This is a genomic window from Pseudoalteromonas lipolytica (assembly GCF_003515105.1).
Taxonomy (GTDB): domain Bacteria; phylum Pseudomonadota; class Gammaproteobacteria; order Enterobacterales; family Alteromonadaceae; genus Pseudoalteromonas; species Pseudoalteromonas lipolytica.
On the sequence record NZ_CP032090.1, the window covers coordinates 159,399 to 180,822 of the forward strand.

The 21,424-nt window shown below is 43.0% G+C and carries 21 protein-coding genes; 10 read left to right on the plus strand and 11 right to left on the minus strand.

Translation table 11 applies throughout. From position 1 onward, the window contains the following. Window position 1 precedes the first annotated feature (1 nt). The 5 genes from D0907_RS00760 to lptM form a co-directional block, all read right to left on the minus strand. The gene (locus tag D0907_RS00760) at window positions 2-955 is read right to left on the minus strand and encodes a tyrosine recombinase XerC (RefSeq protein WP_036974413.1); all 954 of its coding nucleotides are present in this window, start codon (window positions 953-955) and stop codon (window positions 2-4) included. Continuing rightward, the gene (locus tag D0907_RS00765; protein WP_036974415.1) at window positions 952-1,563 is read right to left on the minus strand and encodes a DUF484 family protein; all 612 of its coding nucleotides are present in this window, start codon (window positions 1,561-1,563) and stop codon (window positions 952-954) included. Before D0907_RS00765 ends, D0907_RS00760 begins: the two co-directional genes overlap by 4 nt. Next, window positions 1,560-2,390, minus strand: a complete 831-nt coding sequence (gene dapF / locus D0907_RS00770) for a diaminopimelate epimerase (protein ID WP_036974416.1) — start codon at window positions 2,388-2,390, stop codon at window positions 1,560-1,562. The genes D0907_RS00765 and dapF overlap by 4 nt, the downstream gene beginning before the upstream one ends. 64 nt (window positions 2,391-2,454) lie before the next feature. After that, window positions 2,455-3,708: a diaminopimelate decarboxylase gene (lysA, locus tag D0907_RS00775; protein ID WP_065978886.1), complete on the minus strand. Its 1,254-nt coding sequence runs from the start codon at window positions 3,706-3,708 to the stop codon at window positions 2,455-2,457. Continuing rightward, window positions 3,709-3,891: an LPS translocon maturation chaperone LptM gene (gene lptM / locus D0907_RS00780; protein WP_036974419.1), complete on the minus strand. Its 183-nt coding sequence runs from the start codon at window positions 3,889-3,891 to the stop codon at window positions 3,709-3,711. Window positions 3,892-4,039: 148 nt separating this feature from the next. Here lptM and cyaY point away from each other — a divergent pair, with 148 nt between their 5' ends. The 8 genes from cyaY (at window position 4,040) to add (ending at window position 13,651) form a co-directional block, all read left to right on the plus strand. After that, complete coding sequence (cyaY, locus tag D0907_RS00785) at window positions 4,040-4,363, plus strand: iron donor protein CyaY (RefSeq protein ID WP_036974421.1); 324 nt, start codon at window positions 4,040-4,042, stop codon at window positions 4,361-4,363. Then, window positions 4,360-5,016 (plus strand): alpha/beta hydrolase, encoded by a 657-nt coding sequence (locus tag D0907_RS00790; RefSeq protein WP_118843888.1) that lies wholly within the window; start codon window positions 4,360-4,362, stop codon window positions 5,014-5,016. The genes cyaY and D0907_RS00790 overlap by 4 nt, the downstream gene beginning before the upstream one ends. Window positions 5,017-5,039: 23 nt before the next feature. Continuing rightward, window positions 5,040-5,924: a DUF2914 domain-containing protein gene (locus tag D0907_RS00795; RefSeq protein WP_118843889.1), complete on the plus strand. Its 885-nt coding sequence runs from the start codon at window positions 5,040-5,042 to the stop codon at window positions 5,922-5,924. 29 nt (window positions 5,925-5,953) lie between these two features. Continuing rightward, entirely contained in the window at window positions 5,954-6,892 is a 939-nt protein-coding gene (gene hemC / locus D0907_RS00800) for a hydroxymethylbilane synthase (RefSeq protein WP_036974425.1), read from the plus strand. Window position 6,893: 1 nt separating this feature from the next. Further along, entirely contained in the window at window positions 6,894-8,714 is a 1,821-nt protein-coding gene (locus D0907_RS00805) for a uroporphyrinogen-III synthase (protein ID WP_118843890.1), read from the plus strand. After that, the gene (locus tag D0907_RS00810) at window positions 8,711-9,820 is read left to right on the plus strand and encodes a heme biosynthesis HemY N-terminal domain-containing protein (protein WP_065978890.1); all 1,110 of its coding nucleotides are present in this window, start codon (window positions 8,711-8,713) and stop codon (window positions 9,818-9,820) included. The genes D0907_RS00805 and D0907_RS00810 overlap by 4 nt, the downstream gene beginning before the upstream one ends. 30 nt (window positions 9,821-9,850) lie before the next feature. Beyond that, window positions 9,851-12,547, plus strand: coding sequence for a CHASE domain-containing protein (locus tag D0907_RS00815; protein ID WP_036974432.1), 2,697 nt, complete (start codon window positions 9,851-9,853; stop codon window positions 12,545-12,547). Window positions 12,548-12,649: 102 nt separating this feature from the next. Beyond that, window positions 12,650-13,651 carry an adenosine deaminase gene (gene add / locus D0907_RS00820; RefSeq protein WP_036974434.1) on the plus strand — a complete coding sequence of 334 codons (1,002 nt, stop codon included), beginning with the start codon at window positions 12,650-12,652 and terminating at the stop codon, window positions 13,649-13,651. 23 nt (window positions 13,652-13,674) lie between these two features. Here the strand turns inward: add and D0907_RS00825 are convergent, their stop codons facing one another. The 4 genes from D0907_RS00825 to D0907_RS00840 form a co-directional block, all read right to left on the minus strand. Further along, window positions 13,675-14,091 (minus strand): CBS domain-containing protein, encoded by a 417-nt coding sequence (locus D0907_RS00825; protein WP_036974436.1) that lies wholly within the window; start codon window positions 14,089-14,091, stop codon window positions 13,675-13,677. 145 nt (window positions 14,092-14,236) lie between these two features. Next, window positions 14,237-14,950, minus strand: a complete 714-nt coding sequence (gene fre, locus D0907_RS00830) for an NAD(P)H-flavin reductase (protein ID WP_075594385.1) — start codon at window positions 14,948-14,950, stop codon at window positions 14,237-14,239. 87 nt (window positions 14,951-15,037) lie between these two features. Further along, on the minus strand, window positions 15,038-16,504 hold the full coding sequence (gene ubiD, locus D0907_RS00835; RefSeq protein WP_036974440.1) for a 4-hydroxy-3-polyprenylbenzoate decarboxylase: 1,467 nt from the start codon (window positions 16,502-16,504) through the stop codon (window positions 15,038-15,040). An 85-nt stretch (window positions 16,505-16,589) separates the two neighbouring features. Further along, on the minus strand, window positions 16,590-16,874 hold the full coding sequence (locus D0907_RS00840; protein ID WP_206770688.1) for an MliC family protein: 285 nt from the start codon (window positions 16,872-16,874) through the stop codon (window positions 16,590-16,592). A gap of 155 nt (window positions 16,875-17,029) precedes the next feature. On the opposite strand from D0907_RS00840, the gene D0907_RS00845 reads away from it, so the two are divergent. Next, window positions 17,030-17,935: a DUF808 domain-containing protein gene (locus tag D0907_RS00845; RefSeq protein ID WP_036974469.1), complete on the plus strand. Its 906-nt coding sequence runs from the start codon at window positions 17,030-17,032 to the stop codon at window positions 17,933-17,935. A 280-nt stretch (window positions 17,936-18,215) separates the two neighbouring features. Here the strand turns inward: D0907_RS00845 and D0907_RS00850 are convergent, their stop codons facing one another. Beyond that, window positions 18,216-19,172, minus strand: a complete 957-nt coding sequence (locus tag D0907_RS00850; RefSeq protein WP_118843891.1) for a tetratricopeptide repeat protein — start codon at window positions 19,170-19,172, stop codon at window positions 18,216-18,218. Window positions 19,173-19,353: 181 nt separating this feature from the next. On the opposite strand from D0907_RS00850, the gene dbpA reads away from it, so the two are divergent. Then, window positions 19,354-20,742: an ATP-dependent RNA helicase DbpA gene (gene dbpA / locus D0907_RS00855; RefSeq protein WP_036974444.1), complete on the plus strand. Its 1,389-nt coding sequence runs from the start codon at window positions 19,354-19,356 to the stop codon at window positions 20,740-20,742. A 2-nt stretch (window positions 20,743-20,744) separates the two neighbouring features. On the opposite strand, the gene D0907_RS00860 is transcribed toward dbpA, so the two are convergent. Continuing rightward, on the minus strand, window positions 20,745-21,326 hold the full coding sequence (locus tag D0907_RS00860; RefSeq protein WP_118843892.1) for a DNA-J related domain-containing protein: 582 nt from the start codon (window positions 21,324-21,326) through the stop codon (window positions 20,745-20,747). Window positions 21,327-21,424: the final 98 nt, after the last annotated feature.

Below are 21,424 nucleotides of genomic sequence, written 5' to 3' on the forward strand. Positions count from 1 at the left end.
GTTACTCGGGTGTTGAGCGCTTTTTAGCGCGTGGGTGGGTGTTGTCGTATACTTTGGCTAAATGTTGAAAATCAAGGTGTGTATAAACTTGAGTCGCAGACAAACTAGTGTGTCCCAATAACTCTTGTACAGCACGCAGATCACCCGACGATTCTAAGATATGTGATGCAAATGAGTGACGTAACTTGTGCGGATGTACTTGTGAGCTAATACCTTGCTTGATCCCCCACTCTTGCATGCGCAACCGTACATGACGTATTGAAATGCGTTTCTTTTGGCTGCTGACGAATATGGCTATTTCATCAGGGTGTGCAAATTGTGGGCGAATTTTTAGCCATGCTTTTAATGCACTTAACGCTTTACTTCCCACGGGCAGTAAACGCTCTTTGTTGCCCTTACCCCGTACTAAAATTTCGCCTTCTCGGGGGTTGATATCTTGTATGTTGGCACCAACTAACTCGCTAATACGCAAGCCCGATGAGTACATTAACTCCATCATCGCTTTATCACGAATAGCGAGAGGATCGTCATCGGGTAATTCTAGCAATTTTGCCATTTGATCAACGTCTAAATTTTTCGGCAAGGGTTTTGAGAATTTAGGCCCTTTAATAGCTTCAGCAGGGTTATGGTAATGTGCCTGATTGGCAATGTTCTTTGCTTTTAAAAATTTATACAAGCTGCGAATACAGCTGAGCTTTAAACTAATGGTGCGGCCACTTAACTGTTTACTGCGCAGCTGCATACTGTAGCGGCGAATATGCTCACCTTGAACCGTAAACCAGTTTTCACTGAGCTTACTAAAATATAAAGCGGCAAAGCCGAGCTGGCTGGTGTATTGGTTTATGGTGTGTATCGAATATTGTTTTTCGTAACGTAAGTAGTCAGCAAAAAGCTGGATGGGCGTACGCCATGCATCGCTTAATTCATTAAGGTCTGGCGTTGTTACGTCGCTCATGCAAGTTCCAATAACCGTAGCTGTAATGAGCGAACGAACTCAAGCACAAAAAAACTGTCTTTAGCGGGCTCAAAGTGGTTAACATCATCACTGCCAAACGCCAAAATAGCGACAGGGTGGTTGCTATTTCCAATCAAATACAAGGCAGTTGATTGGGTTGATTCTGAAAATAATAAATCGCGTTCTTGCTGATTCACTCGTCCTAAGTAGATGCCGTCATTTTGTAAACGGTGAGCAATTAAATCATCGTATTTTTTTTCATACTTTACTAACTGACATTCATTGATTAGCGGGTTTGTGCAAATAATATTGCGCAGATTATTTGCCAGCGTTTTGAAGTCGTAGTTAGTCCACAGTTGGCGATGGCATTCGCTAAACAAACGATGAATCAATTCATTTTCTTTTGCTTGTGCAACTAACTGCTCAATTTTATTTTTTAATAAGGTGTTGTGTTCACGCAACTGACGCTGCTGAATGTGCACTAATGATGTCGCAGCAGCCGTTTGCTGTTGCAACTCAAGTGTCGCAAGAACATCTGGATTATTTATTAAAAAGTCTGGATGTGCTTTTAAATACTCAGCTACATGTTGTTCTGTTAGTTTACTCATAATGCCACTTGTCCGTCGAATACATGCTCTGCAGGCCCTGTCATTCTTACTGGATGACCTTCACCTTGCCAGCGCACTTGTAAGCTTCCTCCTGGTAAGTCAACTTGTACAGTGCTTGCCAGTTTACTTTGTATTTGACCAATCACCACCGCTGCGCACGCCCCTGTACCACAGGCTAATGTTTCATTTACGCCTCGCTCCCACACTCTTAGTTTTATGTGGTCTTGTGAAATAACCTGCATAAATCCTACATTTGCGCGCTGTGGAAAGCGTTCATGGTTTTCAAGTAGTGGGCCTAAGGTTGCGACTTCTGCGGTTTGAATGTCGTCGACTTCTAACACGCAGTGCGGATTCCCCATCGACACGGCACCGCTAAAAATAGTGTGCTCTTCAGTGCGAATAATGTACGTTAACTCGCGTTTACTTGCCTTGAGAGGAATTTTGTTTGGCTCAAAGACTGGGTGGCCCATGTTTACGGTTACTTGACCATCTTTTTCTATGTATAAGGTTAAGTTTCCCGACTTGGTTGATACGGTAATTTTATGTTTGTTGGTCAAGCCTTTCATGCGCACAAAACGCGCAAAACAGCGAGCACCATTGCCACATTGTTCCACTTCGTTGCCGTCAGCATTAAAAATACGATAGTGAAAATCTAAATCAGGAGAGTAAGGGGCTTCAACCATAAGTAATTGATCGAAGCCGATACCAAAGTGGCGATCTGCCAGTTTCTTTATTTGATCACGTGACAAGAAAACATTCTGCGTGATGTTATCAATAACAACAAAGTCGTTACCTAGGCCGTGCATTTTTGAGAAATTAACTAACATAGCGCTCTAATTCGGATTTGCTCTGAGCTAATCATGCCACAGAGCAGGGCGGTTATAAAAACGTTTATGGTAAAATTTTCTCACCTTGCCAAAGGCTTTCTAAGGTTTCTCGTTGGCGGATTAAGTGGCTTTGCTTGCCATCGACCATGATCTCAGCGACGCGTGGACGTGAGTTGTAATTTGAGCTCATGGTAAAGCCGTATGCGCCAGCACTGCGTTGCGCCAGTAGGTCACCAGCATGTAGCGCAAGCTCACGGTCTTTTCCTAAAAAGTCACCCGTTTCACACACTGGGCCAACAATGTCGTAGTTTTGACGTGGCGTGCCATCTTCGCGCGGTTCGACAGGCACAATTTTTTGCCATGCTTGGTAAAGAGATGGGCGCAGCATATCGTTCATACCGGCATCAACAATGGCAAAATATTTGTCTTGATTTTGTTTAATAAACTCAACTTTGGTCACTAAAATACCCGCATTAGCTGCAATGGCTCGACCGGGCTCAAAAATAAGCTCTAAGTCTTGATAATTAGCTAAGCGAGATGTGATTTTATCAACGTATTCACTTGGGTGAGGCGGTGTTTCACCATTATAAGGCACGCCTAATCCTCCACCAATATCTAGGTGGGTAAGTGTGATATTCACGGCTTTTAATTCTTCGATTAAGGTCAGCACTTTTTCCAGAGCCGCTAAGAAAGGCTTAATTTCTGTAAGCTGTGAGCCAATGTGGCAGTCAACCCCAGTAATGTTTAAACCTGGAAGCGATGCTGCATATTGATAAACGCTGACCGCTGTTTGAATATCAATACCAAATTTATTTTCTTTTAAACCGGTTGAGATATACGGGTGTGTTTTGGCATCGATATCCGGGTTCACGCGAATCGAGATAGGTGCAACACGGTTTAGTGAAGTTGCTACTTCTGATATACGGTCTAGCTCAGCAACCGACTCAACGTTAAAACATTTGATCCCCAATTCAAGCGCGTAGGCAATTTCGTCAGCAGTTTTTGCAACGCCAGAAAATACCACTTTACTGGCATCGCCACCGGCTGCAATAACGCGAGCTAACTCGCCTTTAGAAACAATGTCAAAACCAGAGCCTAAGCGCGCTAAAATATTTAATACAGCAATGTTTGAATTCGCTTTAACGGCGTAACAGACTAAACTTTTGTGTGATTTAGCTGCCTCGGCGAAAGCGAGATAATGGCGCTCAAAGGTTTTACGTGAATAGATATAGCAGGGCGTACCGTATTGGTCGGCAAGCTCTTTGACAGCGATGTCTTCAGCGAACAGCTGATTATTATTGTAGTTAAAAAAGTCCATCTATTGGTCCTGTTTTTGCTCTGGTTGTTCGGATGGATCAGCCTGTGGCTGAGATTCTGCTGGCTTTGCAGTATCATCTGGAAGATAAAGCGCACCGCTTTGTCCACAGCCCACCAGAGTGAGCATAAGTAGGGCACTAAGAGGTAAAATTGTTTTAAATTTTTGGCTATGAGTCTCTTTCATTAGATTAATACGGTTGCTGGCTTTATAATCGCAGAGTAACAGAATATTTAAAAAATGCAGCTATTCGCGGATGAATTTATTCCTGTTACACTTGATGTACACAATCTGCCTCCAGATCTAGGCTTAAAGCCCGTTAAAGGACACTAAAATGACTGATCATGAATACCACACACTAGCCGATGCGTTGATGCTAACAATTGAAGAGCAAATCGATGAATGTGATGCTGATTTAGACTACGAGTCTGCATCAGGTATTTTAGAAATCATCTTCCCAGATCGCAGCAAAATAGTGATCAATAAACAAGCGCCATTGCACCAAGTGTGGGTGGCAACTAAATTCAATGGTCATCACTTTGAATTGCGAGACGATAAGTGGATTGATAATCGTTCTGGTGCTGAGTTCTGGCAATTTATGTGCGATGCGGCTACGCGCCAAGCGGGTCAACCAATCGAGTGGCGTTCTGAGTTATGAGTTTAGGGTTTGTAGAATACCCCGCGCAAGGTGAGCATAAGGCAACCGTTATTTGGTTGCATGGCTTGGGTGACTCGGGGGAAGGGTTTGCCCCTGTTGCTCCGCAGTTAGCGATACCGAAAGAGCTCGGTGTGCGGTTTGTGTTTCCTCATGCGCCAGTGCAACCGGTCACCATTAATGGGGGCATGGCGATGCGCTCATGGTACGACATTAAATCGATGGATTTAGATAAGCGTGCCGACGAACAAGGCGTACGAGAGTCTGCTGCTAAAGTGGTTGAGCTCATTGATCAAGAAATAGCGAAAGGCATCCCCGCGAGTAAAATTATTTTAGCAGGGTTTTCGCAAGGGGGTGTCGTGTCACTGCATTTGGCTCCACGTCTTGATTATAAGTTAGCAGGTGTCATGGCGTTATCAACGTATATGTGCGCACCCGATAAGTTGGCTGACGAAGCTAAGCAACAGGCGTTAAATATATTTATGGCGCATGGGCGTATGGATGATGTTGTACCGCATAGCGCGGGCAGGCAAGCATTTGACGTACTGAGCGCAAATAACATGGAAGTTAGCTGGCAAGACTATCCGATGGCACATCAGGTGTGTGGTGAAGAACTGATGGCTATTCGAGCGTGGTTAATTGCTCGCTTAAGTTAATTTTTGGTTGTGAAGAGGCCAACATGACAAACAAACTTGTAATAACAGCAAATATGAATTCGGCGGAGCCTGCAAGCACATCACCCACAGCGGTAACGTACCAATGGCATTGGCGACGTATTTTTATGTTCAGTGGCGTGATTTTAGTGGCCCTGGCGACTGTAATATATAGCTTCGTAGGTGCTGTGAGTGCTGAGCAAAGTGAACAAGATGAGCCGCACACTGAGTTGACTACCGCTGTATTACAAGCTCCTGATAATAATCTTGCAGCAGAGCACGTTGACGAGAACACAGAGGACAGTGCAGAGCAGCCCGATGTGAATACCCCTGACCTTGTGCCTAATAGTGTGGCCAATGAGCCAGAAACTGAGTCTCTCAAGCCCAAAACACACGTGCAATCACTTGACACCGTTACTTCGCAAGACACTCAATTACCGGCTAAAACGACCACAGACAGTGAAGCGAAGCCTGAAAATAACGATGAACAGCAGCTCGCTTTAGCAGCTAATAATAAAGTGCAGCAGTTTTCACAATCAGCTCATGTTGCCAGCGTGGCCATTGGCGCTAAAATAGATACAGATAAAGTGAGCCGTGCGGTATTAACCACCGATGTTGTTGATCGAGAACCAGTCAATGTTCTAAAAAACGATGTAAGATTAGCGGACATTACGCATAGTTTGAGCTTCTTTAGTGAGCTTAGAAATATGCAAGGGCAAACGGTTCGTCATCAATGGTATTACCAAGATGAGCAGCTAGCCTCTATTGAATTAGCAGTAAGTAGTCCGCGTTATCGCACTTACTCGACAAAAAATATTATGCCAGAACAGCTTGGTGAGTGGCGTGTTGAAGTCGTTGACGCACAAGGCACTTTACTTGCACAAAAAGAATTTAGAATTTTAGCTGATTAAGTTCAGCCAGATAAATAATTGGATTTTTCATGACACAGACAATCAAACGCGTTCGAATTGCCACTCGTAAAAGTGCGCTAGCGCTATGGCAAGCAGAATTTGTAAAAGCCCAACTTGAACACTTTCATGACGATGTGACAGTTGAACTCGTTCCAATGTCAACGCAAGGCGATATTATTCTTGATACCCCTTTGGCTAAAATTGGCGGTAAAGGCTTATTTGTAAAAGAACTTGAGCAAGCGATGCTTGACGGCCGCGCTGATATTGCTGTTCATTCAATGAAAGATGTACCGGTTGAGTTCCCTGAAGGGTTAGCGTTGCATACGATTTGTGAGCGTGAAGACCCACGAGACGCATTTGTATCAAACAACTTTAAGAGTTTAGATGCGTTACCACAGGGTGCAATCGTCGGTACGTCAAGTTTACGCCGTCAATGTCAAATTCGAGAAGCGCGACCAGACTTAGATATCCGTGATTTACGCGGTAATGTGAATACTCGCCTAGCGAAACTCGATGATGGCCAATACGATGCAATTATCCTTGCCGCTGCAGGTTTAATTCGCCTTGAAATGCCAGAACGAATCACTGCGTTCATCGAGCCAGAAGTCTCTTTACCTGCAAATGGTCAAGGTGCAGTTGGTATCGAATGCCGTATTGATGACGAAGTAACTAAAGCGTTACTGGCTCCGCTTGAGCATACAGAAACGCGTATTCGTGTTAATGCCGAACGCGCTATGAATCGCCGCTTAGAAGGCGGTTGTCAGGTGCCAATTGGTGCTTTTGCACTCGTGAATGATGATCACGTTTATTTGCGTGGTTTAGTTGGCGCGGTTGATGGTAGTCAAATGCTGCGCGACGACGTTACAGGCCCAGTAGCTGATGCTGAGAAGTTAGGCATTGAACTCGCTGAAAAGTTATTGGCGCAAGGTGCAGACAAAATTTTAGCTGACGTATACAGAGACGCGTAATATGCATATTTTGATAACTCGTCCAGAAGGAAAAGGCACTGAGCTTGCACTTGAGCTTCAGCAGGCGGGTTATCAAACGACCCTGTGCCCAGTATTGACGCTTGATTATCTTACGCCAAGTAGTCAAGCACTCGCGCCGCTTGAAAATGCCGACAAAATTATTTTTATCTCACAAGATGCCGTTCACGCATTATTAAAGCTTACCCCCACAATTAACAAAACTGCGCAGCTTTATGCGGTTGGCCAACAGACGGCAGATGCGATACATGAGGCATTTGGGCGACGCGCAGCAGTTCCTAAAAAACACGACTCCGAGGGCTTACTTGCACTAAAAACACTGCAAGATGTAGAGCTTAGCAATATTGTTTTAGTGAAAGGAGAAGGTGGGCGTACCACAATAGCAAAAACATTAAAACAACGTGGTGCCGTGTTAAATCAACTTGTTGTTTATAAGCGACGTGCCATAGAAAGCGAATCAGGTAAGTGGATGGACCACTGGCAAACAGCGGGTGTAGAGGGTATAGTCATTACAAGTAATGCGGCTGTTGATGCCATTTTTAATGGCTTAAATGAGTCACAGTTGGCATGGTTGAAGGGGTGTCAGTTTTATGTTGCTAGTGAACGTATCGCTGAATACCTACAACAAAAAAATGTCATTAGAACACATATACATATTGCTGCAGGGGCTAGTGATAGCGCTATGTTCGCCTGCATTAATCAGCAAGGTAGCAAAATGAGTGAATCAGATCTAAAACAGTCAGCCAAACCTGCTGCGGCTGAACCAGCAAAAAAGGCAGCAGCGGCTAAGCCTGCATCAAACCAAGTGGTTCAGCATAAAAAAGGGATAAGTAAAACCGGTAGTTTGGCACTGTTGATTTCACTTCTCGTTGCTTCAGCGGTCGGTTATGAGTTTTACCATAAACTGAATAGTGATCAGCAGTCTACTCTGGCATTTAACGAGCTGACAACTGAAAACCAACGTCTAAAGCAACAACTCGATGCCATCAAGAATGCTCAGCAAACTCTGCAACAAGCTTTGTATAATAGCGAGCAAAAAGTCGCGGATACGTTGCGTGAAAATGCCGAACAAACTCAGCAACAACTGCAAGCCGCTTTAAAGCGTGCTGAGCAACAAAGCTATACGTTAAACCCACAAGAAGTGACCAGTCTGCAGCGTATGGCTGAGTTTAAGTTGTGGGCTGAGCATGACTTTCGGGGAGCGGCTGCTGTTTTATCACGATTAGACAGCTTATTAGCAGAGCATCCTGGTACGGGGGCTATTCGCCAAGCAATTCATCAGGACTTACAAACTTTGAACGGCATTGACCCAGTGGCTGTTGAAGCGATTTATTTAAAGCTGCATGGCATCAATCAAAAAGTCGATGAGTTGGTATTTAACGCGATTTCATTACCTGAAGAAGTCAGCCAGGACGATCCTAATCAATTAAGTGAAAATGTCAGCGAATGGCGTCAGAATCTTGCAAAGTCGTGGCTGCAATTCAAAGATTTTTTTGTCACGGTTCGTACGCGAGAAGACATGGTTGTGGCGCCGTTTTTAAGTGAACAAGAGCGTCATTTAGTTAAACAGCGTTTAAGGCTCTATTTAGCACAAGCACAGGATGCGATTTTAACCAAGCAAAGTAGTGTGTACTTTACAGCGGTTGAAGCGGCACATGCGCTTGTGAAAGACTACTTTAAGCAAGATGATGCCGTGACTAAAGCTGCATTAAAGAGTTTAACTGAGCTTTCTAAAGAGCAACTCGATTTTAATCCTAACGTGTCATTGCAAAGTACGGAGCAGGTGAAGGAGTGGGCACAATGATCCGCTTTTTATTGCTGATAATTGCGATTGCAGTCTGTTTAGGCATTGCTCCTTTTTTTATAGATCAAAAAGGCTATGTACTGATTGCGTTCAATAAAACGACCATCGAGGGCACTATATGGGGGGTTGCAGCCCTTATTGTGCTGGGGTGTGGTATTGCTTACTTAGGGTATAAGTTGGTGCGTTATTTATGGTCGTTATATAGCCATACACGCCATCGTTTTTTTGCCCGCAGTGAAGAGCGCAAACAAGCGGCTATTGAACAAGGCGTATGGAGTTTGATTAATAACGACTACGCAGAGCTTGAATTAGCACTGGATAACAACAGTGTCGCAGAGCCGTGGACCGATATACGTTATGCGCTGCTTGCCAAAGCTGCACTGGCGAATAATAACAGTGAAAAAGCGATTAGCTATCTTGATAAAATCAACCAAGCAAATCAATTAAAAGTGGCTAATTTATGGCTTGCTAGCGGTGAATGCAGCACGATCTTTGCGGAATTAAAAACGTTAGCCGAGCGCAAAAAAGCAACAAACCTAGAGCTCAAAATGTATGCTCAGGTCTTAGTTCAAGAACAGAAATGGTCTGCGCTTGATGACTTTATGCCACGATTACTGCGTAAAAAAGTGCTCACAGAAAAAGAATGGCAACAGGTGTTTGACCGTTATTTTGCAGCGCAGGCTGACACCTCGTTAACCGAGCGTTTTGAGCAACTGACAAAGAACTTAAAACCAATGGCAGAAGTAAGTTACTTAAAAGCCATGGCGCGCGCAGGAAAACTAAATAAAATAGAGCTAAGCTTAATTAAAATGATTAAAAAGCCTCTGCAACATAAAGACTTAGCTCGTATTCTTCGCACTAGTGCAGCAGGTGATGCGCTAAAACTGCAGGCCAGTTTGCAAGATGTATTGAAGAAAGACACCGAAAATACCGACCTTCTTCTTGCGCTTGCGTGTTTAGCCAATGCGCATGGCGAATACGATTTAGCTGCACGTGTGTTTGATAAAGCACTGAACGCAACGAATCGTGACGACTACTTACAGCAAGCTGTATTGAGTTACAGTAAGAGTGGGCAACCAGACAAAGCATTGGTTCTGTATCAATAATTTTATGACTGCCAGTTAAGGAGTGATGGCTTGAAAAATGCGTTTACGTTAACAATAAGTATCGCTCTGGCCTACTTTTTTACGGGGTATTTAAGCAATTCTTTACTGGCAATCGACGGCTATGCTGTTGCAGCTTGGCCTCCATCGGGTATTGCTCTTGCCAGTATTTTACTCAGCCGAAACCGAGCACTCCCTGGGGTTTTGCTGGGTGCATTTCTGGTTAACTTAATTCATTTAGATAACGTATCCGACATTTTGCATTGGCAGATAATGCTGCAAGCAATCGGTGTAACCCTTGCCTCAACTTTTCAAGCTTGGCTTGCGTATTACATTATTATCCATTTAGTAAAAAACCCACTCGAACTTTCTTCGCTAAGACAAAGCGTACAAGGGCTGATTATTGGCGGTCCATTGTGTAGCTTAATAGCTGCCTCTGCAGGCACCGCATTATTGGTTATCAATGATGTGATCCCCCATTATATGGCGTTAAACAATTTTGTTGCTTGGTGGATTGGTGACAGCATTGGTGTACTGATTTTTACTCCATTGGTACTGGCTGCGTTTAGTTACAATCACATTCAACAACGTGTTCAAATTATTGTGCCGTCTCTGGTGATTTACATGATTATTTGTGTCAGCTTTTATGGCGCATCAAGTGTAAAAAAAGCTAAGGACGAGCAACGTCAACAGACTAAAGTAAGTGCCATTAAGACTAATTTAGAACACCGTGTTGGTGAAATACAGTCTCATCTAGCGTTACTGGCGACATTTTTTGCTAGCAGCGATGACGTTGATTTTAGAGAGTTTAAGCGCTTTACCTCTCGACAATTGCAAGATAGCACCGAAATAGCGGCATTTGAGTGGGCACCCAAAGTCATTCACTCACAGTTGAGTAATTACGAAAACTTACTGCGCGATGAGTTAGGTGACGACTATTACGTAAAAGAAAAAAATACTGAAGGTGAATGGCAAGCTGTCAGCAAACGCGATATTTATTTTCCAGTGCAGTACATTCATCCCTTGATTGGAAATGAAGCAGTGAAAGGCTTTGACTTGGCTTCAAGTGCGGTCCGTTTTGAGGCGCTGACCAATTCGCGCTTGAGTAAAAGTGTCACCGTCAGTGAACCTATTTCGCTCATGCAAGGGGGCGGGAATGAACGGGGAGTGCTGTTTTTCAACCCTGTGTATGCGGATTTACATCACCAAGTTGGTTTTAAAGGTTATGTTGTGGCTGTCGTTAACTTAGAGGTTTTGGCACAAACGCTTAACTACAACCAAAACACCGATATTGATGCCAGTTTTTATGATATGACGGATGGAGATAATCCCACCGAAATATTCAGTCCGCAGCGGGTTGGTACAAAGGTAATAGCGCATTTTAATTTCATTGTTGGTGAGCGTGTTTGGCAAGTAAAGCTGTGGGAGCCGGTTAAGCAATCCTCATGGCTTGTGTATTGGTTTGCGCAAATAGTGGGCATGCTATTCGTATGGTTGCTGATTACGTTTTTAATCTCGGTGACGGGCACGAATATTCAAATTCGACAGCAAGTGGCAAAACAGACACAAAGCTTACGAGAAGAAAAATTAAAAGCCGATAAAGCCAGTCAAATTAAAAGTGAGTTCTTGGCTAATATGAGCCATGAAATCCGCACCCCAATTAATGGTATCAAAGGGTTACATTATTTGGCGTTACAAGAGCAAGATTGGCAGCAAGCCCGCGCTTATATCGAACAAGCAGATGGTGCGCTAAACGTGTTACTGCGCGTTCTTAATGATGTGCTAGATTTTTCGAAAATCGAAGCTGGGCGATTAGAGCTGCACCAAGAACCTGTCGATATTAATAGCTTAATTAATGAGATCAGTAATTTAATGCAGTTTGAACTGAACTCACGCTCACTTAATTTTGTGGTTGATTACGACCGAAGTGAATCATTAGTGATTCAAACAGATGCTATTCGGTTGAAACAAATTCTGCTTAATTTACTTAATAATGCCGTTAAGTTCACCCCTGAAGGCGAGATCACGTTACGAATTTGGCAAGAAAATAAGATGACTTATTTTAGCGTCATTGATACGGGCATTGGGATTAAAAAAGAGGTGCAGGAGCAGCTATTTCAACCATTCTCTCAAGCCGATAGTTCGACATCTCGCCGCTTTGGCGGTACGGGACTCGGTTTAAGCATTTGTAAAAAGCTTATTGATTTAATGGGCGGAGACATAAGCCTAACGAGTGTTGAAGGGCAAGGCTCTACCTTTACATTCACAGTGCCGTTTGAGTCGCCTTTAGAGGCTGTTATCCACACGGATGACGTGCTATCAGAAATTGACATTTCGGCGATATCATTTGCGAATGTGGCTATTTTATTAGTGGAAGATAACCCGCTCAACCAGCATGTTGCGTGCGCTATTTTAAAAACAAAAGGGTGCCTTCCCGATGTTGCCAAAGACGGTCACGAAGCAATTAAGATGATTAGCGAAAAGAGTTATGATTTAGTACTCATGGATATTCAGATGCCGAATATGGATGGCTTGCAAGCAACGCAAGTTATTCGTAATGAATTATTAATAAATGACCTACCAATTATCGGCTTATCAGCGAATGCGCATGATGATGATTTGAAAAAAGGGCTGGCCAGTGGCATGGATGGATATTTAACGAAACCCATTGATGCCGATAAACTGTTTAAAACCTTGTGGTATCACTTACAAAATAAATCAGTGAATTAATGCAGACAATTGACCTCAATAAAGTAAATAAAATCATCTAAACTTGAAATATCAACGCGGGTACGTATGATCCGCGAAAACTGACTGAACTGAGTGCCAATTATGATCAACAACACACTTCCTTTGCTTGATATTCATCGCCACCTTGATGGTAATGTTCGACCACAGACAATTTTAGACTTGGGTCGACAGTTTAATCTTGCGCTACCGGCAGACCATATTGACGCACTTATTCCGCACGTACAGGTGATTGACCCTGAACCTAATTTAGTGGCGTTTTTACAAAAGCTTGATTGGGGTGTAAAAGTGCTGGGAGATTACGATGCGTGTCGTCGTATCGCAGTCGAAAATGTTGAAGATGCATTAGCACAAAAGCTTGATTATGTTGAGCTGCGTTTTAGCCCTTATTACATGGCGCAAAGCCAAGGCTTACATCCACAAGGTGTTGTGGAAGCGGTTGTTGATGGTGTAAAAAGTGCTTGCCAAGGTGCCCCGATTAAAGTGAATTTGATTGGTATTATGTCACGTACGTACGGGACTGAAATTTGCCAACAAGAACTGGATGCACTGCTTGCATTTAAAAACGATCTTGTTGCGGTTGATTTAGCTGGAGATGAAATGGGGTTTCCCGGAGAGTTGTTTGTTAACCATTTTAAGCAAGTACACGATGCTTATTTGGCCGCGACGATTCATGCTGGTGAAGCGCGAGGCAGTGACAGTATTTGGCAGGCAATAAATCAGCTGGGTGCGACGCGTATTGGGCATGGCGTAAAAGCCATTGAAGATCCAAAACTTATGGACTATTTACGCGATAAACGCATCGGAATTGAATCTTGTTTAACCAGTAATATTCAAACCAGCACAGTGGCTGAATTGGCAAGTCATCCTTTAAAAACATTTTTAGATCACGGTATTTTGGCGTCAATTAATACGGATGATCCCGCCGTAGAAGGCATTGAAATTGAACATGAGTATCGTGTCGCTGCGCCCGCTGCGGGCTTAACCCAAACAGACATAGAAAAAGCACAAGCGAATGCGCTTGAAATTGCTTATTTGAGTAATGCCGATAAAGCCGCTTTAAGAGAGTTAGCTGCGAACCGCTAATGAGCAGCAGCTAGCTACAAAACTTACACTTGATGCTCTTGGCACGAGACATAGTTCTCATAAAGTGCTTTGAGCACATCGCCACGGCTGATCATGCCAACCACTTTGTTACCTTCAACAACTGGGTAGTTTTTGGGTTTGCCAGTCTTCATGCCGTCGGCAAGCTCAATGATATTTTGATCAATACTCACGGTGACGACATCTGTTCGCATTAGCTGTTTCACCTTTACCACACCATCGCAGAAATAACTGTTTTGCATCAGTGGTTGTAGTAATTCTTGCTCAGAAATAAAGCCAACCAAAGCTTTATTATCATCAAACACCGGCGCGCCTAATAGTTTAAACTTTTGCAGCTCGCTAATGGCGGTGGTCATTTCGGTTTCGGGTGTAATATGTGGCAACTTACGTTGCATAAAATCTTGTACTTTTGTATTTAGCATTTGGGTCTCTCCCCATCATTATTCTACATAAAGTATGGTCAAGGAAATGCAGTTTGTGAAATCGTTATATGGATTTAAGTGTGAGTTAAAACAAATAAAAAAGGCACCCAGTAAACTGGGTGCCTTCATAGCAAGAAAGGAGCACTTACTTTATAAATGCAAATGCATCTGCGTACATGTTTTCACGAACTGCACCATGTGCAATAAAGTCATCACGCACAATGCCAATCATGTCAAAACGGCCAGCCATATATATATCGTATGGCTCAAGAGACACTATATCAGCCATGACCGCTTTGTGAACAAAGCCTGTTTTGCCAGACCAACTTGCAGGGGCATTTTCAACAACGGGAATGTATTGAAAGTGAGGGTTACTCTCAGCCCAAGCTTGCATTTCGTCATGGGCATAAAGAGCCGATTCTTCACGCACACCCCAGTAAAACAACACGGGGCGATCACAGCCTATTTCAGCTAGGTGATCAGCCATCGATTTTGCATACGAAAAGCCCGTACCGCCCGCTAATAAAATGATAGGGCGTTCGCCTTCAGTGCGAAGTTGTGACACACCTAAACCAACTTCAACGTTAACCTGTTGTTGTTCTGTATGAGCGTGACGTAAGTGTTCAAGTGCCTGCATTGCATATGAATCCGCACCTGATGCGCCTATGTGTAATTCAATTTGCTCAGTTTGCGATGGGCGACTAGCAATTGAAAAGGCACGCTTATCTTTTTCGCCTAATACAAGTTGCATATATTGGCCTGCCTCGAATGACACAGGTTGCTGTGGTTTCAAAATGACCTTATGTACGTGGTCTGTAAGCGGGCTGATCGCAACAACGTCAGCGAGTAATGTTTGCATAGTTTACCTTTATAAAGCAGAGACGCATAACCGATTGCGAGTGCGCTCACAACCGTTAATTTTTGAGCAGTTTATCACAGACACAGCTTAGAGAATATCTAAGCTGTCCCATATTTCATCAACACGATCTTTAATTTTTGGGTCCATTACAATGGGCTCACCCCATTCCCGATCGGTTTCTCCAGGCCATTTATTTGTCGCATCCATTCCCATTTTTGAGCCTAGGCCAGAGACGGGTGATGCAAAGTCTAAATAGTCAATCGGTGTATTTTCAATCAGTGTGGTATCACGGGCAGGATCCATGCGTGTGGTTATCGCCCAGATCACGTCATTCCAATCACGTGCATTTACATCGTCATCACAGACAATGACAAACTTTGTATACATGAACTGGCGAAGAAATGACCACACACCCATCATTACGCGTTTTGCGTGGCCTGGGTATTGTTTTTTCATGGTCACGACAGCCATACGATATGAACAGCCTTCAGGGGGCAAATAGAAGTCGACAATTTCTGGAAATTGCTTTTGTAAAATAGGCACAAAGACTTCGTTTAATGCTACGCCTAATACCGCGGGTTCATCAGGTGGACGACCTGTATAAGTACTATGGTAGATTGGATTTTCACGATGCGTGATGTGCGTCACTGTCATAACAGGAAACTCATCTACCTCATTGTAATAGCCTGTATGGTCACCGTAGGGGCCCTCTGGGGCTGTTTCACCCGGCATAATATAGCCTTCTAAGATAAACTCAGCTGTTGCAGGCACTTGCAAGTCATTGGAAATAGATTTAACCACTTCGGTTTTACTACCGCGTAACAGGCCTGCGAATGCGTATTCACTGAGTGTATCTGGTACAGGTGTTACCGCGCCAAGAATAGTGGCAGGGTCTGCGCCAAGGGCTACCGACACTGGGTATGGCTCGTTCGGGTGTTCTTTGCACCACTCACGGAAATCAAGCGCGCCACCACGGTGAGATAACCAGCGCATAATGATTTTATTCTTACCTAATAATTGCTGACGGTAGATACCTAGGTTTTGGCGCTTTTTATAAGGTCCTTTGGTGACCGTCAGACCCCATGTGATAAGTGGTGCTGCATCACCCGGCCAACAGTGTTGAATAGGCAGTTTTGTTAAATCAACGTCATCGCCTTCAAGAATTACTTGTTGGCACGCTGCTTTTTTAACTTCCTTAGCTGGCATATTTAACACTTGTTTAAATACGGGGATTTGACCTAGCGCCTCTTTAATTCCTTTTGGTGGCTCTGGCTCTTTTAAAAATGCCAGTAACTTACCGACTTCGCGCAGTTCACTCACATCATTTTGCCCCATACCCATCGCAACACGCTTGGGTGTTCCGAATAAGTTGGCAAGTACAGGAATTGAGTGGCCTTTTGGATTTTCGAATAATAGGGCAGGGCCTTCAGCACGTAAGGTGCGATCGGCAATTTCGGTCATTTCTAGGTAGGGATCAATCTCTTGTTTGATCCGCTTTAGTTCACCCTTTTGTTCTAATAACTCGATAAATTCGCGAAGATCTTTGTATTTCATTTTGGTCGCTTAAACGCTGAAAAAACTGTCGCTATTATACTCAAAATCAATCTTTAAGCTAATTTAGCAGGGAGAATTCGCTGTTTTATTGGGCGAGAGCACAGTGGTATTTTTTACCTCTCAAAATGAGCATAGCCTCAGGACCTTTAGACCAAAAAAGTACGGTGTCATTACTGTACTTTACACCCGAGGCGCTGACTTGTCGGCTTAGTAAAAAAGACTCTTGTTGAAATGAAAGTGTTGCTTGCTCTTCATTGATGTCGGTAATACTCGCGATTTCTTCATCACACTTATAATTGTTTGGCCCACTTTGCTCGGCACAAGCACACAAGGTGACTAAAGCGAGCCCTAAAGTAAGTGGCTTAATCATGGAAACACCCCTGTTTTAATGAATCTACCCAAACCATTGGAAATGTGTTTCTTCAGATGGTGTGGATTTATAAGCTTAACAAAGAAAAATTAACCGTTGGTGAAAATACCAGGATAAGTTATGTTGTTATTGAAATTAATGGGCAAGGAGCCGCTATGGCTGGGACTAACTTATTAACCTTACTTGATGATATTACAACGCTTTTAGATGATATTGCGACGATGAGTAAAGTCGCAACTAAAAAAACAGCAGGGGTATTGGGTGACGACCTAGCACTCAATGCGCAACAAGTAACTGGGGTCACGGCTGATCGAGAATTACCCGTAGTCTGGGCTGTTGCAAAGGGATCGTTTATCAATAAAGCGATACTGGTACCTGCCGCATTATTGATTAGTGTGTGGTTACCTTGGCTTATTACGCCGCTTTTAATGATAGGTGGCTTATTTTTGTGCTTTGAAGGTGCTGAAAAAATTATTGAAAAGCTGTTTGATCACACAAAAGCTGAAGATGAATCTGCCATCGAACATCAAGACTTGCACGAATACGAAAAACAGAAAGTGAAAGGGGCTATTCGCACGGACTTTATCCTCTCAGCCGAAATTATTGTTATAACCTTGGGCACTGTTGCCGGTGCAACACTGGTTAATCAAGCATTGGTGTTAACGGTTATTGCAATCATTATGACTATCGGCGTTTATGGTCTTGTTGCAGGCATTGTAAAACTTGATGATGCCGGTTTGTATTTGCTGCAAAAAGCCCAGCAAACAGGCGGGAAATTTAAACAGTTATTAGGCACCTTTTTAGTCGCGGCAGCCCCTCAGTTGATGCGTTTTTTAGCGTTCGCAGGTACAGTTGCAATGTTTTTGGTTGGCGGTGGCATACTCGTTCACGGCATACCTGTGTTACATCACGCTCAGCAAGGCGCGAGTGAGTTTGCACTTACTTATCTTGGTAAAACAGGGGAAGTTGTAACACCGATTTTATTCGATGGTTTGCTTGGCGTCGCTGCGGGGATTGTGGTGGTGCTAGTGGTTGAGTTGTGGCACAAAGTGAGAAATTAAATAAAAAGTGCCGGCGAGAAACCTCGCCGGCAAGAAGTTAGCACGGGAACGTAAGCGTGCTAATGTGCAGGGTGTTCCTTTAAGCTATATAAACCCAAAGGTGTTTGTCTTCTGGCACTCATAGAATTCCTAAAACAAAGCAGGAGAGTTATTTTGCTCTTTCTATCTACACTTCATTATGCATCAGTTAAAGTGTGTTATAACATAACCTTGTTGGTGTAAATAACCAATGCGTTTGTTATTCATTGGTTTACTTTATTGGATGTTATAAAAAGTGGATTTAATCTGTGTTTAAATTACTGCAGTCGTAGCTTAGGCATAATTCAGCAAGTTCAATTTTAGCTTTGAGGTTGCCTTGTTGTGTGGCTTTATTGAGCCAATAGGCCGCTTTTTCTAGACTTTTTTGAGTGCCTTGACCATCGCGATACATTTGCCCTAAGTTAAGTTGCCCCCACGAATAACCCCCCTCTGCAGAAAGCGTAAAACTGTTTAGCGCTTCTGTGTAAAGCCCATCTTTAAAATAAGTGATACCTTCTTGATTGTGCTTATCAAGTTTTACGCCGGTATATAAGGGTTTCGGCTTTGGTGGGTGCATTACAAAGCCTCCGAATAAGCTATAAAGCTCAGGGCGCATGATTTTGTAAATGCTGTTGTCTTCATAAAATTGCTGTATTTGTTCTTTGCGAAAGGTCATGGTTTTACTTGAGAAATAATTATCTTGGACCAACATGCTTGTGCGCATAGCAATTTCAATGTCTTTATTATATTTATAGGTGTAATTACCGACACGAAAGGTCATGTTGTCATTATCAAATTCAACCAGTTGTGCCACTTTTAAATTATTAATCCGTTTTGGGGTGTCGGTAAATTTGTCAGCGTGGACAAAATACGTGTCGAACAGTTTTGGCTTATTTATATAACTAACTTCGTTCGTAGTTTGTTGATGAACACCAAGCACAGTTTGAATTAAAAAATAGCCTAAAAGTAACACGCCGGCAAAGTACTTAATAATCGAGAGCATTTCTAAAGTAGGAAGTGCGTACCAAGACACGGGAGTCATATAGCCACAATCATCACACTGGCGCTGATAACTGATTGATAGTGGGATAACTGGCAAAATAGTAAAACGCAGTATCTTGCTGTGATTGGTTAATGAATAATGCTCGCTTTGACAGTGGGGGCATGTTTTAGGTTGTTTGTAAAAAACATCAGCAGCAGCAGTATTAAAAAGTAGCATAGTGTCTTCCTTGGTAATAACTACAAACTAGAACAAATGCAGCAAGTTATAAAGATGCAAACTGTAACCAAATATGAATTTCAGTATGAAAGGCTTTTCACTTAGAGAATAAACCCATTCTCTGCTATGATCCTCTGAATCTTCGAGGATATCCCTCCACTATCAAGTTTGGAATGTTACTGTGACTGCTACTGCTTTTTCATCGTTGGCTTTGCCGCAAGAGTTAATCGATAATTTATCGACCTTAGGTTATTCACAAATGACGCCAGTGCAAGCGCAAAGTTTGCCGGTCATTTTGCAAGGAAAAGATATTATTGCCCAAGCTAAAACTGGCTCAGGGAAGACTGCTGCATTCAGTTTAGGCGTGCTGGCTAAATTAAATGTTAAACGTTTTCGAATCCAATCATTAATTCTCTGCCCAACGCGTGAATTAGCTGAGCAGGTTGCAGAAGAAGTCCGTAAGTTAGCGCGTAGTATTCACAATATTAAAGTACTTACTTTGTGTGGTGGCGTATCAATTGGACCGCAAATTGGTTCGCTTGAACATGGTGCACATATTATCGTAGGTACACCAGGGCGAGTCGATGACCATATTCGTAAAGGGACATTGCGCTTAGATGATGTTGAAACTTTAGTGCTTGATGAAGCCGATCAAATGCTCGACATGGGTTTTCAAGATACCTTAGATGCGATTGTTGAATGCATTCCAGCCCAGCGTCAAACATTATTGTTCAGTGCGACGTATCCGAAATCAATAGCAGCAATTGCAGAGCGTGTATTGAGCAATCCTGAGACTATAAAAGTTGAAGAAGAGCAGGCAAAGAGCACAATAAAACAGTACTTTTACAAACTTGATAATAACAAGCAGCGCTTTAATACTTTAAAACTTTTATTGTTAAAGTTTCAGCCAGAAAGTTGTGTGGTGTTCTGCAACACGAAAGTTGAGACTCAGCAAATTTGTGATGACCTTTTTGCTGAAGGATTTAGTGCCGTCGCATTGCATGGTGATTTAGAACAACGAGAACGAGAACGTACATTAATTCGTTTTTCTAATAAAAGCGCTTCAATTTTGGTCGCGACGGATGTTGCTGCACGCGGGCTTGATATTAATGATATGGATATGGTGGTGAATTACCACTTAGCACATGACCCTCAAACACATGTGCATCGTGTGGGCCGCACCGGGCGTGCAGGTAAAAAAGGGATTGCCTGTTCAATTTATGGTGAAGCTGAGCAGTTTAAAGTGGCACAAATAGGTGATCACTATGAAAAAGATTTTGAACCAGAGCCTATTCCGCCGTTTAGTTTATTAGAAAAGCCAGCTTATAAGCCTACAATGGCAACGCTTATGATTGATGCAGGTAAAAAGCAGAAAATTCGTGCGGGTGATATTTTAGGGGCGCTAACGGGTAAAGAAGGGGTCGCGGGACACCAAGTTGGTAAAATAAATGTACTTGATAATGTTGCCTTTATTGCTGTTGAGCGTGCTGCTGTTAAGCCTGCTCTGCGTAAATTAACAGAAGGTAATATTAAAAAGCGTAAAATACGAGCTCGTCGATTAACGCGCTAAAATTAATGTGAGCAATTCGCCTTGAGTTGCTCATATTCTTGCCGTATTTTTTTGAACTTGGTAGCAGAACCTTGTCGATCAGGGTGATACTTTAAGGCGAGTTGTCGCCACCGTTTTTGCAGCTCTCTATATGAATAATCTGCAGGGAGTTGCCAGTGTTGTATGATCGGGTAAAGTTGCTCAGCTGATACTTGAGTAAGACAGAAGCGATTGTGTGTGCTAAAACGCTGCCAAAATTGGTCAAGTAATGCATCAATGGCGTCTCGTGACGTGTCATAGTTTTGCCAATCTAAATAATATGCTCTTAGCGGATCGTCTTTTTCTGGACGGTCTGTAGGGCATGTATCTATAAGCTCTATATGAAGCGATGCAATCTCTAATCGCTGGGTCGGGGCTAGCTGTGCTTGTAACTGATACAATCCGTTCATAATTAGAAAATTACGTTTAAAGAGGTTTTTTTGCGGGTCTTCATCGAGTTGCTTAAGGTAATTCGTCTCTCCCAGCGCGCTGGCTAGCGTATGCACCTTCCAAGTAGACTGTCGTAGAAGAAGGTAAAAAATCTCATCAATCAGTGGGTTAACCATTGTTCGTAGGCCAATGTTTAGTGTAATCTTAAAGTATATACGCTAACACAGCTGCGTTATTGAAACTACGATCATGTTTTAGGTTTAAAGGAATGCAT